Source organism: Streptomyces viridosporus T7A, assembly GCF_008704515.1.
Lineage (GTDB): Bacteria > Actinomycetota > Actinomycetes > Streptomycetales > Streptomycetaceae > Streptomyces > Streptomyces viridosporus.
In genome coordinates, this window is the sequence record NZ_CP023700.1 from 6,876,572 (window position 1) to 6,891,725 (window position 15,154).

The 15,154-nt window shown below is 71.1% G+C and carries 10 protein-coding genes and 1 tRNA gene; 4 read left to right on the forward strand and 7 right to left on the reverse strand.

Going from position 1 to position 15,154, the window contains the following annotated elements:
• Positions 1–65: 65 nt before the first annotated feature.
• The 4 genes from CP969_RS31465 to CP969_RS31480 form a co-directional block, all read right to left on the reverse strand.
• Positions 66–1,454, reverse strand: a complete 1,389-nt coding sequence (locus CP969_RS31465) for an OFA family MFS transporter (protein WP_016823811.1) — start codon at positions 1,452–1,454, stop codon at positions 66–68.
• A gap of 128 nt (positions 1,455–1,582) precedes the next feature.
• Positions 1,583–3,727 (reverse strand): acetate--CoA ligase family protein, encoded by a 2,145-nt coding sequence (locus tag CP969_RS31470; protein ID WP_026084721.1) that lies wholly within the window; start codon positions 3,725–3,727, stop codon positions 1,583–1,585.
• Positions 3,728–3,731: 4 nt separating this feature from the next.
• On the reverse strand, positions 3,732–4,973 hold the full coding sequence (gene frc / locus CP969_RS31475; RefSeq protein WP_016823809.1) for a formyl-CoA transferase: 1,242 nt from the start codon (positions 4,971–4,973) through the stop codon (positions 3,732–3,734).
• Between the two features lie 10 nt (positions 4,974–4,983).
• Entirely contained in the window at positions 4,984–6,666 is a 1,683-nt protein-coding gene (locus CP969_RS31480; protein ID WP_016823808.1) for a thiamine pyrophosphate-binding protein, read from the reverse strand.
• Positions 6,667–6,856: 190 nt separating this feature from the next.
• Here CP969_RS31480 and sucC point away from each other — a divergent pair, with 190 nt between their 5' ends.
• The 4 genes from sucC (at position 6,857) to CP969_RS31500 (ending at position 10,828) form a co-directional block, all read left to right on the forward strand.
• Positions 6,857–7,987 carry an ADP-forming succinate--CoA ligase subunit beta gene (sucC, locus tag CP969_RS31485; RefSeq protein ID WP_016823807.1) on the forward strand — a complete coding sequence of 377 codons (1,131 nt, stop codon included), beginning with the start codon at positions 6,857–6,859 and terminating at the stop codon, positions 7,985–7,987.
• A gap of 14 nt (positions 7,988–8,001) precedes the next feature.
• Entirely contained in the window at positions 8,002–8,919 is a 918-nt protein-coding gene (sucD, locus tag CP969_RS31490) for a succinate--CoA ligase subunit alpha (protein ID WP_016823806.1), read from the forward strand.
• An 89-nt stretch (positions 8,920–9,008) separates the two neighbouring features.
• Positions 9,009–10,550, forward strand: coding sequence for an aldehyde dehydrogenase family protein (locus tag CP969_RS31495; protein WP_016823805.1), 1,542 nt, complete (start codon positions 9,009–9,011; stop codon positions 10,548–10,550).
• Positions 10,551–10,743: 193 nt separating this feature from the next.
• Positions 10,744–10,828 (forward strand) — tRNA-Leu (locus tag CP969_RS31500).
• A 137-nt stretch (positions 10,829–10,965) separates the two neighbouring features.
• Here the strand turns inward: CP969_RS31500 and CP969_RS31505 are convergent.
• From CP969_RS31505 to uriH, 3 genes are all read right to left on the reverse strand, one after another.
• On the reverse strand, positions 10,966–12,375 hold the full coding sequence (locus CP969_RS31505) for an MFS transporter (protein WP_016823804.1): 1,410 nt from the start codon (positions 12,373–12,375) through the stop codon (positions 10,966–10,968).
• A 382-nt stretch (positions 12,376–12,757) separates the two neighbouring features.
• The gene (uriT, locus tag CP969_RS31510; protein ID WP_004980888.1) at positions 12,758–14,197 is read right to left on the reverse strand and encodes a uridine transporter UriT; all 1,440 of its coding nucleotides are present in this window, start codon (positions 14,195–14,197) and stop codon (positions 12,758–12,760) included.
• Positions 14,194–15,141 carry a uridine-preferring nucleoside hydrolase UriH gene (gene uriH / locus CP969_RS31515; RefSeq protein WP_026084720.1) on the reverse strand — a complete coding sequence of 316 codons (948 nt, stop codon included), beginning with the start codon at positions 15,139–15,141 and terminating at the stop codon, positions 14,194–14,196. Before uriH ends, uriT begins: the two co-directional genes overlap by 4 nt.
• Between the last annotated feature and the right edge of the window lie 13 nt (positions 15,142–15,154).

Sequence of the window (15,154 nt, forward strand, 5' to 3'; positions counted from 1 at the left end):
AACGGGGCTCTCGCACCGGTCGTGCCGGCGCGGGGACGGTGCGCGGCTTGGGGAGGCGCACCGGGTCAGGCGGTCTCCTCACCGAGCGGCTGCGGGTTGGGCACGATGTGCTTGACCCGGGGACGCCCCGGCGGGTGCAGGAACAGGGCCACGAAACCGGCGAACAGGGAGATCGAGCCGGCCAGGACGAACGCGCCGGCGTAGTCCCACGCGCCCACCACGACGGCGCCCATGCCGGACCCGAGCAGACCGGAGACCAGCTTCGAGGAGTACACCAGGCCGTAGTTGGAGGCGTTGTTGTTCTCACCGAAGTAGTCGGCGGTCATCGCCGCGAACATCGGGAAGATGGCGCCGCCGCCGAAGCCGGAGATGGACGAGAACAGCAGGAACAGCGGCAGGTTCCCGATGTTCCCGGAGAACAGGATGCCGTACTGGGACAGTCCGAGGACGATGCAGACGAAGATCAGGCACTGCTTGCGGCCGTACCGGTCGGACAGCCAGCCGATGACACCGCGGCCGGTGCCGTTGACGATCGCCTTCAGGGACATGGCGGTCGCCACGATGCCGCCCGCGAAGCCCGCCTCGTCACCGAAGGGCACCTGGAAGGCGATGCCGAAGATGTTCACCCCCGAGGTGCACAGCAGACAGAACCACATCAGGGCCACCCGGCCGGTCCGCCAGGCCTCCATCGGGGTGTACTGGTGCACGGCCGGCGGGTTCTTCTCCAGCGCGCGCCGGGCACGCGCGTCGTCGGGCTTGCGCAACGGGTCGACGTCGGCCGGCCACCAGTTCTTCGGCGGGTCCTTGAAGAAGTAGCCGGACACCGCCACCACGCCGGCCAGGAACACCCCCACCGAGACCAGCACCCAGCGGAAGTTGGTGAGGTCCATGTAGCCGGTGAAGAGGAAGACGAACGGCACCGAGCCGTAGGCGAAACCGCCGTTCACGAAGCCGGTCTTGCCGCCCTTGCGCTCCGGGTACCACTTGGCGACCATGTTCACGCAGGTCGCGTACACCATGCCGGCGCCCATCCCGCTGAACATGCCGAAGCCGAGGTAGGCGACGATCACGTGCGGTGCGAAGGCGAGCGAGAGATAGCCCAGCAGCGTGCCGACCGCGCCGAGCATCATCGCCCAGCGGGCCGGCAGTTTCCCGCTCTCCCGCAGCTTGCCCGCGGGGAAGGCCACCGCGGCCTGGAAGAAGACCCAGACGCCCAGCATCCAGAAGATGTGCGCACTGCTCCACTGGTGGGCCGTGTGCAGGGTGTCCTCGGCGGACGCGAAGGCGTACTCCGCCGAGCTGATGCCCATCATGCCGACCCACGGCAGGATGACCATCCACTTGCGTGGGCGGCCCATGATGTCGATGTCGGTCTCACCGAGGCGGTAGACGCGCCCGTTCGCGTCGGTCACCTCGCGGTAGGGAACCGAGGTGGGCAGATCGGTCGTTGTCATGTCGTGTCGCACCCCTTGCGTCGAAAGTTCTGGCCAGCGCCCCCTGTCCAATGCCTTTCGTGCGCGTGCGCGTGCGGGTCCCGGGGCCGGCCGACGCGCACCGTCGACCGGCCCCCCGTCCACTCACCTCATGAACCGCCCCCCAGCAGCCCGGCCGCGCGCGCCCAGCGGTACTTCGCGCCGAGCACGGCCACCGGCTTCTCGGTCGTGTACGGGTAGGCCACGACCCCCCGCTCGAAGAGGTACCGGCACGCCTCCTCGACCTCCACGTCCCCCGCGAGCGACGCCACCACCGGCTTGGAGATGCCCCGTTCGCGGAACTCGGCCACCACGCGCGCGGTGAGCTCGGCGAACACCATGGGGGGAGTGACGATCGTGTGCCAGTAGCCGAGGACCAGCGCGTGGATGCGCGGGTCCTCCAGCCCCAGCCGGATCGTCGCCTCGTACGTCGAGGGCGGTTCGCCCCCGGTGATGTCCACCGGATTGCCCGCCGCCCCGAACGGCGGGATGAACTCCCTGAACGCCGCGTCGAGGTCGGGCGGGATCTCCATCAGCGACAGCCCGTTGTCCGTCACCGCGTCCGACAGCAGCACCCCGCTGCCGCCGGCCCCGGTGATGATCACCACGTTGTCCCCCTGCGGCGCGGGCAGCACCGGCAGCGCACGCGCGTACTCCAGCATCTCGTTCAGGCCCGGCGCCCGGACGACACCGGCCTGCCGCAGGATGTCGTCGTACACGGCGTCGTCGCCCGCCAGGGCGCCGGTGTGCGAACCCGCCGCCCTCGCCCCCGCCGCCGTACGCCCCGCCTTCAGCACCACGACCGGCTTCTTCGGCACGGTCGCCCGCGCGGCCTCGACGAAGGCGCGCCCGTCCTTGAGGTCCTCCAGGTGCATCGCGATGCACTCGGTGCGCGGGTCCTCCCCGAACCAGGTCAGCAGGTCGTCCTCGTCCAGGTCCGACTTGTTGCCGAGCCCGACGATCGCCGACACACCCGTCTTCGTGGTGCGCGCGAAGCCCAGGACGGCCATGCCGATGCCACCCGACTGGCTGGTCAGCGCGACCCCGCCCTTGACGTCGTACGGCGTGCAGAACGTGGCGCACAGGTCCTGCCACGTCGAGTAGTAGCCGTAGATGTTCGGGCCCAGCAGCCGGATGCCGTACTCCTCGGCGACCTGGACGATCTCCTCCTGGAGCCCGTGCTCGCCGGTCTCCGCGAACCCGGAGGGGATCAGCACCGCGTTGGGGATCCTCTTGCGCCCCACCTCCCGCAGCGCGGAGGCCACGAACCGGGCGGGGATCGCGAAGACCGCCACGTCCACCTCGCCGGGAACGTCGGTGACACTCTTGTACGCCTTGTGGCCCAGGATGTCGTCGGTCCGGGGGTTCACCGGATGGATCTCCCCGGCGAAACCGCCGTCGACGAGGTTGCGCATCACCGAGTTGCCGATCTTGCCCGGCTCGCCGGAGGCCCCGATCACGGCGACGGAACGGGGCTGCATCAGCCGGCGCATGGAGGCGAGGATCTCCTCGCGCGAGTAGCGGCGGCGCTCCTTCGGTTGTTCGGTGGAGAGGATCACGCGGATGTCGGCGGCGACCGCACCGCCCGCCGTCGCGATCACCGGGTTGAGGTCCACCTCGGCGATCTCCGGGAAGTCCGTCACGAGTTCGGACACCCGGCGGATCTGCTCGGCGACCGCCCACCGGTCCACGCCCTCCTGCCCGCGCACGCCGCGCAGGACCTCCGCCGCCCGGATCGAGTCCAGCATCGACACGGCCTCGTCGGCGTCCACGGGGGCGAGCCGGAACGTGACGTCCTTCAGCACCTCGACGAGCACCCCGCCGAGCCCGAACGCCACCACCTTCCCGAACGTCGGATCCGTGACCGCCCCGACGATGACCTCCTGCCCCTTCGGCAGCAGCTCCTGCACCTGCACGCCCTCGATGCGCGCGTCCGCGTCGTACGCCCGCGCGTTCTCCACGATCCGGCAGAACGCCGCCCGCACGTCCGCCGCGCCCTCCACGCCCACGACCACACCGCCGGCGTCGGTCTTGTGCAGGATGTCCGGCGACACGATCTTCATCACCACGGGCCCGCCGAACCGCGCCGCGCACGCCACGGCCTCCTCGACGTCCGTCGCCAGCTCCTCGCCGGGCACGGCGATCCCGTACGCGTCGGCGATCACCTTGCCCTCGGGAGCGGTCAGCGCGGTCCGCCCCTCGGCGCGCACCGCGTCCAGCAGCGCGCGCACCTTCGGCGCCCGGTCCTCGGCCATCACCTCAGATCACCCCGTTCGACTTCAGCAGGCGCAGCTCCTCGTCCCCGAGGCCGAGTTCGCCGACGTAGACCTCTTCGTTGTGCTCGCCGAGCAGCGGGGAGGCCACCACGTCGACGGGGGAGTCGGAGAGCTTCAGCGGGCTGCCGACGGTGACGAACTCGCCGCGCTCGGGGTGCGGGACGGTGACCACCATCCCGTTGGCGGCCAGCGAGCGGTCCTCGATGATCTCCTTGGTGGACAGGATCGGCCCGCAGGGGATGTCGCGGGCGTTCAGCCGCTCCAGCACCTCCCACTTGGGCAGCGTCGAGGACCACTCCTCGATCAGCTGGAACATCTTGTTCAGCTTCGGCAGCCGGGCCTCCGGCGTCGCCCAATCGGGGTCGTCGGCCAGCTCGGGCCGGCCGATGAGCTCGCTGATCGGCTTCCAGCCGACGGGCTGCACGATGACGTACACGTAGTCGTTCGGGCCGCCCGGGGCGCACCTGACGGCCCAGCCGGGCTGGCCCCCGCCGGAGGCGTTCCCGGAGCGGGGAACCTCGTCGCCGAAGTCCTCGTTGGGGTATTCGGCGAGGGGGCCGTGCGCCAGGCGCTGCTGGTCGCGCAGCTTCACCCGGCAGAGGTTGAGCACCGCGTGCTGCATGGCCACGTTCACCCGCTGCCCGCGCCCGGTGCGCTCCCGCTGGAACAGGGCGGCGAGGATGCCCGCCACGGCGTGCACGCCCGTGCCCGAGTCCCCGATCTGGGCCCCCGTCGCCAGCGGCGGGCCGTCCTCGAACCCGGTGGTCGACATCGAGCCGCCCATGGCCTGCGCGACGACCTCGTACGCCTTGAAGTCGGTGTACGGGCCGTCACCGAACCCCTTGATGGAGGCGTAGACGATCCGTGGGTTGATCTCCTTGACGCGGTCCCAGGTGAACCCCATCCGGTCGACCGCGCCCGGCCCGAAGTTCTCGACCATGACGTCGGAGCGCCGGATCAGCTCGGTGAGGATGTCCTTGCCGCGTGCGGTCTTGGTGTTGAGGGTGATGCTCCGCTTGTTGCAGTTGAGCATCGTGAAGTAGAGGGAGTCGACGTCCGGCAGATCGCGCAGCTGCCGGCGCGTGATGTCGCCGGTCGGGGCCTCCAGCTTGACGACGTCCGCGCCGAGCCAGGCGAGCAGCTGGGTCGCGGAGGGCCCGGACTGGACGTGGGTCATGTCCAGGACGCGGATGCCTTCGAGGGCCTTGGTGGACGTTCCGGTCATCGGGGGCACCTCACTTGTACATGGTCTGGTTCATGGTTCCGGGGGCGTACGCGTCGGGGTCCACCCAGACGTTGATCAGCGACGGCTTGCCCGACTCGCGGGCCCGGCGCAGGGCGGGGCCGATGTCGGCGGGGTCGCGGACCTCCTCGCCGTGACCGCCCAGCATCCGCGCGAACTCGTCGTAGCGCACGTCGCCGAGGGTGTTGCCGACCCGCTCGCGCTCCTTGCCGTACTTGGCGGCCTGGCCGTAGCGGATCTGGTTCATCGAGGAGTTGTTGCCGACGATGCCGACGAACGGGAGGTCGTAGCGGACGAGGGTCTCGAAGTCCCAGCCGGTGAGGGAGAAGGCGCCGTCGCCGAAGAGGGCGACGACCTCCTTGTCGGGCCGCGCCTGCTTGGCGGCGAGCACGAAGGGGACGCCGACGCCGAGGGTGCCGAGCGGCCCCGGGTCCATCCAGTGGCCGGGCGACTTGGGCTGCACGACCTGCCCGGAGAAGGTGACGATGTCGCCGCCGTCGCCGATGTAGATCGAGTCCTCGGTGAGGAAGTCGTTGATCTCGCTGACCAGGCGGTAGGGGTGGATGGGGGAGGCGTTCGACTTCAGGCTGGGCAGCCGCTTCTCCAGCGCGGTCTGCTCGGCCGCCCGCAGCTCGTCAAGCCACTCCTTGCGCTTGGACGCACCGCCGTTGACGCGCCCGGAGGCCGCCTCGGTCACCGACTTCAGCACCAGCCCGGCGTCGCCCACGATGCCGAGGTCGATGTCGCGGTTCTTGCCGACCGTGCGGTAGTCGAGGTCGATCTGCACGACGGTCGCGTCCGGGGACAGGCGCTTGCCGTACCCCATGCGGAAGTCGAAGGGCGTGCCGACGATGACGATGACGTCGGCGTTGGAGAAGGCATACCGGCGCGAGAGCTGGAAGTGGTGCGGGTCGCCGGGCGGGAGGGTGCCGCGTCCCGCGCCGTTCATGTAGGCCGGGATGTTGAGGGCCCTGACGAGCTCCACGGCCGCTTCGGTGCCCCGGGTCGTCCAGACCTGGCTGCCGAGCAGGACGGCCGGCTTCTCGGCGTGGATCAGCAGGTCGGCGAGCTTCTCGATGGCCTCGGGATCGCCGGCCGAGCGGGTCGAGGCGCGGTAGGCGCCTTCCTGCGGCACGCGTGCCTTGGCGGCCGGGACCTTGGCGTCCAGCACGTCGCGCGGAATCTCGAGGAAGGAGGGGCCGGGCGCGCCGTGGAAGCACTCGCGGAACGCCATGGACACCATGTCCGCGGCGCGCGCCGTGTCCGGCACGGTCGCCGAGAACTTGGTGATGGGGTTCATCATGTCGACGTGCGGCAGGTCCTGCAGTGACCCCATCTTGTGCTGAGTGAGGGCCCCCTGACCGCCGATCAGCAGCATCGGGGACTCCGCGCGGAAGGCGTTGGCGACACCGGTGACGGCGTCGGTCGTCCCCGGGCCGGCGGTGACGACCGCGCAGCCGGGTTTGCCGGTGACGCGGGCGTAGCCGTCGGCGGCATGGGCGGCGACCTGTTCGTGCCGTACGTCGACGACCTCGATGCCCTCGTCGACGCAGCCGTCGTAGATGTCGATGATGTGGCCGCCGCACAGCGTGTAGATGCGGTCGACGCCTTCGGCCTTGAGGGCCTTGGCGACGAGATGTCCGCCGGAGATGACGTCCTGGGTGTCGTCGGGCATGGCGAATTCCTTGTCCCTTCATGGGGGGAGGGGAACGCTCTCGCGGTACATTGCATACAGTCGACGAATACTGTATGAAGCTTGTTATCCCGCATCCACCGGATGGTGTCCAGGGGGTGCGCGGCACTTTTCGGTCGCCGGACTCCGGCCCTTCTTCCGGCCTCCCGCGACGTCGCAGACAGGAGCCGAGATGGACCTGTACGAACACCAGGCGAGGCAACTCTTCGCAGAACACGGCATCGTGGTGCCGCGGGCCGAGGTCACCGACTCGCCCAAAAGGGCCCGGGAGATCGCCCGCCGGCTCGGCGGCCGCGTCGTCGTCAAGGCGCAGGTCAAGACCGGCGGCCGCGGCAAGGCGGGCGGGGTCAAGCTCGCCGCCGACCCGGCCGCCGCCGAACTCACGGCCCGTCAGATCCTCGGCATGGACATCAAGGGCCACACGGTCGGCACGGTGATGCTGGCGCAACCCGTCGACGTCGCCGAGGAGTTCTACGTCTCCTACGTCCTCGACCGCGCGGCCGGCCGCTTCCTCGCGATCGCCTCCGCCCAGGGCGGCACGGAGATCGAGGAGGTCGCCGCGACCCGCCCCGAGGCCGTCGCGCGCGTCCCCGTCGACCCCGCCGAGGGGGTCACCTCGGCCACGGCGGCCCGCATCGCCGAGGCGGCCGGCCTGCCGCCGCAGACCGTCGACGTCCTCGTCCGGCTGTGGGAGGTCCTCACCCGCGAGGACGCCCTGCTCGTCGAGGTCAACCCGCTCGTGCGCACCGGGGACGGACGCATCATGGCCCTCGACGGCAAGGTCACCCTCGACGACAACGCCCGCTTCCGGCACGCACTGTGGGGAGGCGAGGACAGCGCCGACGCCGACCCGCTGGAGGCCGCGGCCGCCACGAAGGGCCTCCACTACGTCAAGCTCGACGGCGAGGTCGGCGTCATCGGCAACGGCGCCGGACTCGTCATGTCGACGCTCGACGCGGTCGCCGGCTGCGGCGCCCGCCCCGCCAACTTCCTCGACATCGGCGGCGGCGCCTCGGCGCAGGTCATGGCGGACGGACTGTCGGTGGTCCTCTCCGACCCGGCGGTGCGGTCGGTCCTCGTCAACGTCTTCGGCGGCATCACCGCCTGCGACGCGGTCGCCGACGGCATCGTCCGCGCCCTGGACGCCGTCCGGCCGACCAAGCCGCTCGTCGTCCGCCTCGACGGCAACAACGCGGCCCGGGGCCGGGCCGTCCTCGAGGCACGCGCGCACCCGCTCGTCGAGCAGGCCACCACGATGGACGGCGCCGCCGGCCGGGCCGCCCGACTCGCCACCACCACCTGAGGAGACGGGACGACATGGCGATCCACCTCACCAAGGAGAGCAGGGTCCTCGTCCAGGGCATGACCGGCGGCGAGGGCATGAAGCACACCCGGCGCATGATCGCGGCCGGCACGAACGTCGTCGGCGGCGTCAACCCGCGCAAGGCCGGCCGCCGAGTCGACTTCGACGTCCCCCAGAGCCCGAACGGCCCGGGAGGCGCCCCCACCGCGGTCCCCGTCTTCGGCTCGGTCGCCGAGGGCATGGACGCGACGGGAGCCGACGTCACCGTCGTCTTCGTACCGCCGGCCTTCGCCAAGCACGCCGTCGTCGAGGCCGCCGACGCCGGCATCGGCCTCGCGGTCGTCATCACCGAGGGCATCCCCGTCCACGACTCCGTCGCCTTCCTCGCCCACGCCCGGCAAAAGGGCACCCGCGTCATCGGCCCCAACTGCCCCGGCCTGATCACCCCCGGCCAGTCCAACGCCGGCATCATCCCGGCCGACATCGCCGAGCCGGGCCGCATCGGCCTGGTCTCCAAGTCCGGCACGCTCACCTACCAGCTCATGCACGAGCTGAGGGACACCGGCTTCTCCACCTGCGTCGGCATCGGCGGCGACCCCGTCGTCGGCACCACCCACATCGACTGCCTCGCCGCCTTCCAGGACGACCCCGACACCGACCTGATCGTCCTCATCGGCGAGATCGGCGGCGACGCCGAGGAACGCGCCGCGGCGTACATCCGCGACCACGTCACCAAGCCCGTCGTCGGCTACATCGCCGGCTTCACCGCCCCCGAGGGCCGCACCATGGGCCACGCCGGCGCGATCGTCTCCGGAACGTCCGGTACGGCGCAGGCGAAGAAGGAAGCGCTGGAAGCGGCCGGAGTCAGGGTGGGCCGGACGCCCACGGAGACGGCCCGGCAGGTGCTCGCGGCCCTGGACGCCGACGCCTGAGCCCCTTCGCCGAGCCCCCTTTCTCTCGGCTTTCTCTCAGCTTTCTCTCGACTTTCTCTCGACCGTGCACCGAGAGCGGAGCGAACCGCATGGCACCCACCCTCACCCTGAAGTCCGGCACCTCCTGGACCGACGCCTGGCAGCGCTGCCTCGCCGTCGCCCCCGAGGCCTTCCGGGACGACCGCCTCCTCAACCTCTGGAACGCCGCCTGGCAGGCGGACGGCCGGGTCCTGCCCGCCGCCAGCCCCGTCGACGGCACCCCCGTCGCGGGCCCGCCCCGCCTGGACCGGGCCACCGCCCGGCAGGCCGTGCGCGCCGCACTCGACCAGCACCGCGCCTGGCGCCACATCCCGCTGCCGGAGCGCCGGGCCCGCGTCGCCGCCACCCTCGACGCCCTCGCCGAACACCGCGACCTGCTCTCCCTCCTGCTCGTCTGGGAGATCGGCAAGCCCTGGCGGCTCGCCCGGGCGGACGTCGACCGGGCCATCGACGGCGTGCGCTGGTACGTCGACGGCATCGACGCGATGCTCGCCGGCCGGGCCCCGCTCGACGGCCCGGTGTCCAACATCGCGAGCTGGAACTACCCGATGAGCGTGCTCGTCCACGCCGTGCTGGTCCAGGCACTCGCGGGCAACGCGGTCATCGCCAAGACCCCGACCGACGGCGGTGCCGCCTGCCTCACCCTGGCCTCGGCGCTCGCCGCCCGCGAGGGGATCCCCGTCACCCTCGTCAGCGGCAGCGGGGGCGAGCTGTCCGAGGCGCTGGTGCGGGCGCCCGAGGTCGGCTGCGTCTCCTTCGTCGGCGGCCGCGACACCGGAGCGGCGGTGGCCACGGCCGTCGCCGACCTCGGCAAGCGGCACATCCTCGAGCAGGAAGGACTCAACACCTGGGGCATCTGGGACCACTCCGACTGGGACGCGCTGGAGGCGGTCGTCCCCAAGCTCTTCGACTACGGCAAGCAGCGCTGCACGGCCTACCCGCGCTTCGTCGTCCAGCGGCAGCTGTTCGACGCGTTCCTGGCGGCGTACCTGCCCGCGGTCCGCACGCTCAGGGTCGGTCACCCGCTCGCCGTCGAGCAGCCCACCGATCCCCACCCGCGGCTGGACTTCGGCCCGGTGATCAACGCCGCCAAGGCGAAGGAACTGCACGACCAGGTCGCCGAGGCCGTCGACCGCGGCGCCGTCCCCCTGTACCGGGGCACCCCGTCCGACGCCCGCTTCCTGCCCGGCCAGGACACCTCCGCCTACGTCCAGCCGGTCACGCTGCTGAACCCGCCCCGCTCCTCCCCGCTGCACCACGCGGAGCCGTTCGGCCCGGTCGACACCGTCGTCCTGGTCGACACGGAGGCGGAACTGCTGGCCGCCATGAACGCCTCCAACGGCGCGCTGGTGGCCACCCTGTGCACGGACGACCGGGCGACCTTCGACCGGCTGGCCCCGCAGATCCGCGCCTTCAAGGTCGGCCACGGCGTCCCCCGCTCCCGCGGCGACCGCGACGAGCTGTTCGGCGGCCTCGGGGCGTCCTGGCGCGGCGCGTTCGTCGGCGGCGAGCTGCTGGTCCGCGCGGTGACGCGGGGACCGGCGGGGGAGCGTCTGCCGGGCAACTTCCCGGAGTACCAGCTCATGCCGTGAGAGGTCGGACCGGCCGCCGCACCCCCACCACGGGTGGCCTCCCGGTCGCTCATGGTGGCGCCCCCGGCGTCGCGGAACCCCGGGTGACGGGCCGCCGTCCGGCGACGGAAACGCAGGTGAAAGGCACTGCGAAACCTTGGTATGGTTGTCCACGTCGCCGCGGGGAACACCCCGGCACGGCGGCAGACACCTGGTCCGGGTGGCGGAATGGCAGACGCGCTAGCTTGAGGTGCTAGTGCCCTTTATCGGGCGTGGGGGTTCAAGTCCCCCCTCGGACACTCACCGCATCGATGCGGAAAGAGGCTGCGACTCTTCGGTCGCGGCCTTTTTCGTGTGCGCACGGCCGGGGACGCGCCGCGGCCCCCTTCCAGTCCCGGACGGGGGGAAGGGGGCCGCGGCGCGAGTGCCGGACGGTTCAGGAGGCCGTGGTGGCGGGGGTCTCGTCCCGGCCGGGGGCGGCGGGGGCTTCGCCCTCGTCGAGCGCGACGTCCTTCGTCTCCTTGCCGATCAGCAGCGAGACCAGGGTCAGCAGCGCCATCGCGGAGAGGTAGACACCGACCAGCCACGGCGAGCCGTCTCCGGCCTCCCACAGGGCCACCGCTATGAACGGGGCGACGGCCGCGCCGAGGATCGAGCTGACGTTGTACGAGATGCCGGAGCCGGTGTAGCGCACGCTCGTCGGGAAGAGCTCCGGCAGGAGCGCGCCCATCGGGCCGAAGGTCATGCCCATCAGCGTGAAGCCGAGCACCAGCCACAGCACCACGCCCAGCGTGCCCAGGCCGATCAGCGGCACCCACACCAGCCCGAAGACCAGGATCGCGGCGGTGACCCAGATCAGGGTGGTGCGACGGCCGTACTTGTCGGCGAGCGGGCCGGAGACCAGGGTGAACGCGGCGAAGAACAGCACCCCGAAGATCATCATCAGGACGAAGGTGGTGTAGCTGTACCCCAGGCCGGGCACGGCGGCGTCCTCCGGCGTACGGCCGTAGCTCAGCGAGAACGTGGTCATCAGGTAGAAGAGCACGTACGTCGCCAGCATGAAGAAGGTGCCGAGGACCAGCTGCTTCCAGTGGCTGCGGAAGACGGTGGCCAGCGGCAGCTTCCGCACCAGCCCGGCCTCCTGGGTCTTGGCGAAGACCGGCGCCTCCACCAGGCGCATGCGCACCCACAGGCCGATCACGACCATGACGGCCGAGAACAGGAACGGAATGCGCCAGCCCCAGCTCAGGAAGGCCTCCGAGGGCTGCGACGGGTCGGCGCCCGCCGCGGACGGCAGCAGCGCGCCGATGATCAGGAAGAGGCCGTTGCCGATGATGAAGCCGAGCGGAGCGCCCAGCTGCGGGAAGGTGCCGTAGAGGGCGCGTTTGCCGCTCGGGGCGTTCTCGGTGGCGACCAGGGCGGCGCCGCTCCACTCGCCGCCGAGCGCGAAGCCCTGCGCGAGCCGCATCAGCACCAGCAGCGCGGTGGCGATCCAGCCGGCCTGCGCATAGGTGGGCAGCACGCCGATGAGGAAGGTGGCGATGCCCATGGTGAGGAGCGAGGCCACCAGCGTCCCCTTGCGACCGAGCCGGTCACCGAGGTGTCCGAAGACCACGGCGCCGATCGGGCGGGCGACCATCGCGGCGCCGAACACCGCGAAGGACGACAGCAGCGCCGTGGTGGGGTCGGTGCTCGGGAAGAAGAGCGTGGGGAAGACCAGGACGGCGGCGGTCGCGTAGATGTAGAAGTCGTAGAACTCGATCGTCGTGCCGATGAGGCTCGCGATGAGGACGCGGGACCGCGAGTTGACGGGTGCCTGGGCCGGGCTGGTGGTTGGTGCGGGCATTTCTCGGTCTTTCGCACGAGGGCGGGAAGCGGCCGTCGGCACGTCTCCCTCCCTTTTTTACGGAACGACTGCGCGAACCGTGCGGGCGTGGTAAGGCTCTCAAATATCTCATCTGTCAGTTGGTCCATATCAGAATGTGGGACAGATGGCGGAGCGCCGAGCACCCGGAGACATGCCGGTGAACGGCCGGTGCGGGCCGGAACCGGCCGGAGGACGTACGGCGTACGGCGAGCGGGGAACGGCGAGCGGGGAACGGCGAACGGCCTGCGGCACGGGCCGGGAGGAATTCCCGGGCCCGTGCCGCAGGCCGTGATCGTGTAGCCGGACCGGACCGCCGCCGGATCGCGGCGGTGCCGGAAGGACCGCATCGGTCCGGATCGGATCAGTCGCGTGCCTCGGCCTCCACCGGCTTCGGGATCATGAAGGACGTCGCGAAGGCGGCGGCCAGGATGACCACTCCGGCGATCATGCCGGCGGTGTAGTCGGCGGGCGACGTGGGGTCGGAGGGCAGGGCCGCCGTCTTGACCGCGTACAGCACCGCGAAGCTGAGACCGGCACCGAGGTTGAACGCCCCCGCGTTCAGGCCGGGCAGGAAGCCCGGGTTCTCCTTGGGGGACAGGACGATGCCGAGCCCGTTGAGCACGATGTTCGCCACACCCGCGTAGGCGATGCCGACCAGGATCGAGGTCAGCAGCAGCAGGGCGCGGGACTGGGAGTCGATCGTGAGGATCATCAGGACCACGCCCGCCACGGCCCCGATCAGCCCCAGCCGCAGGATGCGGCCGTACCCGAAGGTGGCGGCCAGCCGGCCGGCGAGGGGCCCCATGGCCAGACCGGCCAGGGCGTACGGGGTGAGGGTCCACCACGCGGACTGCTCGGCGCCCATGCCGAGCCCGGCGTTCCCGTCCTGGGCGAGTGCCGGGATCAGTCCGTTCATGACGGCGAACACGCCCGTCATGGTGAGCAGGGTGGTCAGCAGGGTCGCCCAGGTCGAGCGCTGCTTCAGGTGCCGGGTGGCGACCAGCGGGTGCGTGCTGCGGTCCTCGGTCCGCCAGAACAGGACGAAGGCGATCGCGCCGACGACGAGGAGGACGGCGACGAGGGGCCAGTTCGCGTCGGCGAGCTTGCCGGCCTCGTTCAGCGCGGTGAGCAGCGCACCGACGGACACGACGAGGAGCGCGACGCCCGGCCAGTCCATCCGGTCCGCGGCGGGAGCCTTGGTCTCGGGGGTCAGGGTGGCGACCATCACGGTGGCGAGGACCGCCACGACGGCCATCGTCCAGAAGACCGAGCGGAAGCCGTAGTTGTCGGCGAGGTAGCCCCCGGCGAGGGCGTCGACACCGGCGATGCCGCCGTTGACGGCGGTGATCACGCCCAGCAGGGTGCCGTACTTCTTCGGTTCGGTCACCTCCTGCCGCAGCATGATCAGGCAGAGGGGGACGACCGGGCCGGACACGCCCTGGATGATGCGGCCGACGAACAGCACGGGCACGCTCGGCGCCAGTGCGGCGACGACGCAGCCGACGGCCATCAGGGCCAGCATGCCGGTCAGGACCTTGCGCCGGCCGATGACGTCGCCCAGCCGCGGCAGGAAGAGCGAGAACAGGGCCGCCGAGGTGAAGAACGCGGTCTGGGTGAGCCCGATCTCGGCCGAGCTGGCCCCGAAGCTCTCCTCGATGTTCTTCAGCGCGGGGCTGAGCATGCTCGCGTTGAGCTGGAAGGCGAAACAGGCCGCGAGCAGTGCGACCATCAGCACGCCCACCCGGGTCGTGCGGCGGCCCGATGCCTCGCCGGGCCGGTTCACGGTGGTGGGTGCGCTCATGCCTCGACGTCGCCGATCCGCTCGAGGGCGTCCACCACGAGGTCCCAGAACCGCTCGCGGTCGAGCTCGACCGCGACCTGGGTGTGGCAGTCGGCCGGGGCCGGGGCACGGAAGTCCGTCACGGTCATGCCCAGGGTCAGGCCGCCGGTGAGCTCGACGTCCACGGGAGCCTTGCGCACCGTCATGACGGAGGGGTCGATCACGTACGCGACCGCGCACGGGTCGTGCACGGGCGGGTGCTCGAAGCCCTGCGCCTCCTTGTAGGTGGCGCCGAAGAAGTCCAGCAGTTCGCCGACGAACTTGGCGGGCTTGGTGCCGACCGCGGCGATCTTCTCGGCGACCTCGGGGGTCGCGAGGGCCTGGTGGGTCAGGTCGAGACCGACCATGGTGACCGGCCAGCTCTCGTTGAAGACGATGTGGGCGGCCTCGGGGTCGATGATGATGTTGAACTCGGCGACCGCGCTCCAGTTGCCCTCGTGGTAGCCGCCGCCCATCAGGACGACCTCGCGGACCCGCTCGACGATGCGGGGCTCCTTGCGCGCGGCCAGGGCGATGTTGGTCAGCCCCGCCGTCGGGACGATGGTGATCTCGCCGGGCTCGTGCGACATCACCGTGTCGATGATGAGGTCGACGGCGTGCCGGCGGTCCAGCTCCAGCGTCGGCTCGGGCAGCACCGGCCCGTCCAGACCGGTCTCGCCGTGGATGTCCGGTGCCGTCTCGATGGCCCGCACCAGCGGCCGCGGGCAGCCGGCGGCGAAGGGGACGCCGGTGATCCCGGCGATGCGCGCCACGGACAGGGCGTTGCGGGTCACCTTCTCCAGCGTCTGATTGCCGACCACGGTCGTGACGGCGACCAGTTCGATGTCGGGGTTGCCGTGTGCCAACAGCATCGCGATGGCGTCGTCGTGTCCGGGGTCACAGTCGAGGATTATTTTCTTGGCCATCGGAAGAGCCCCC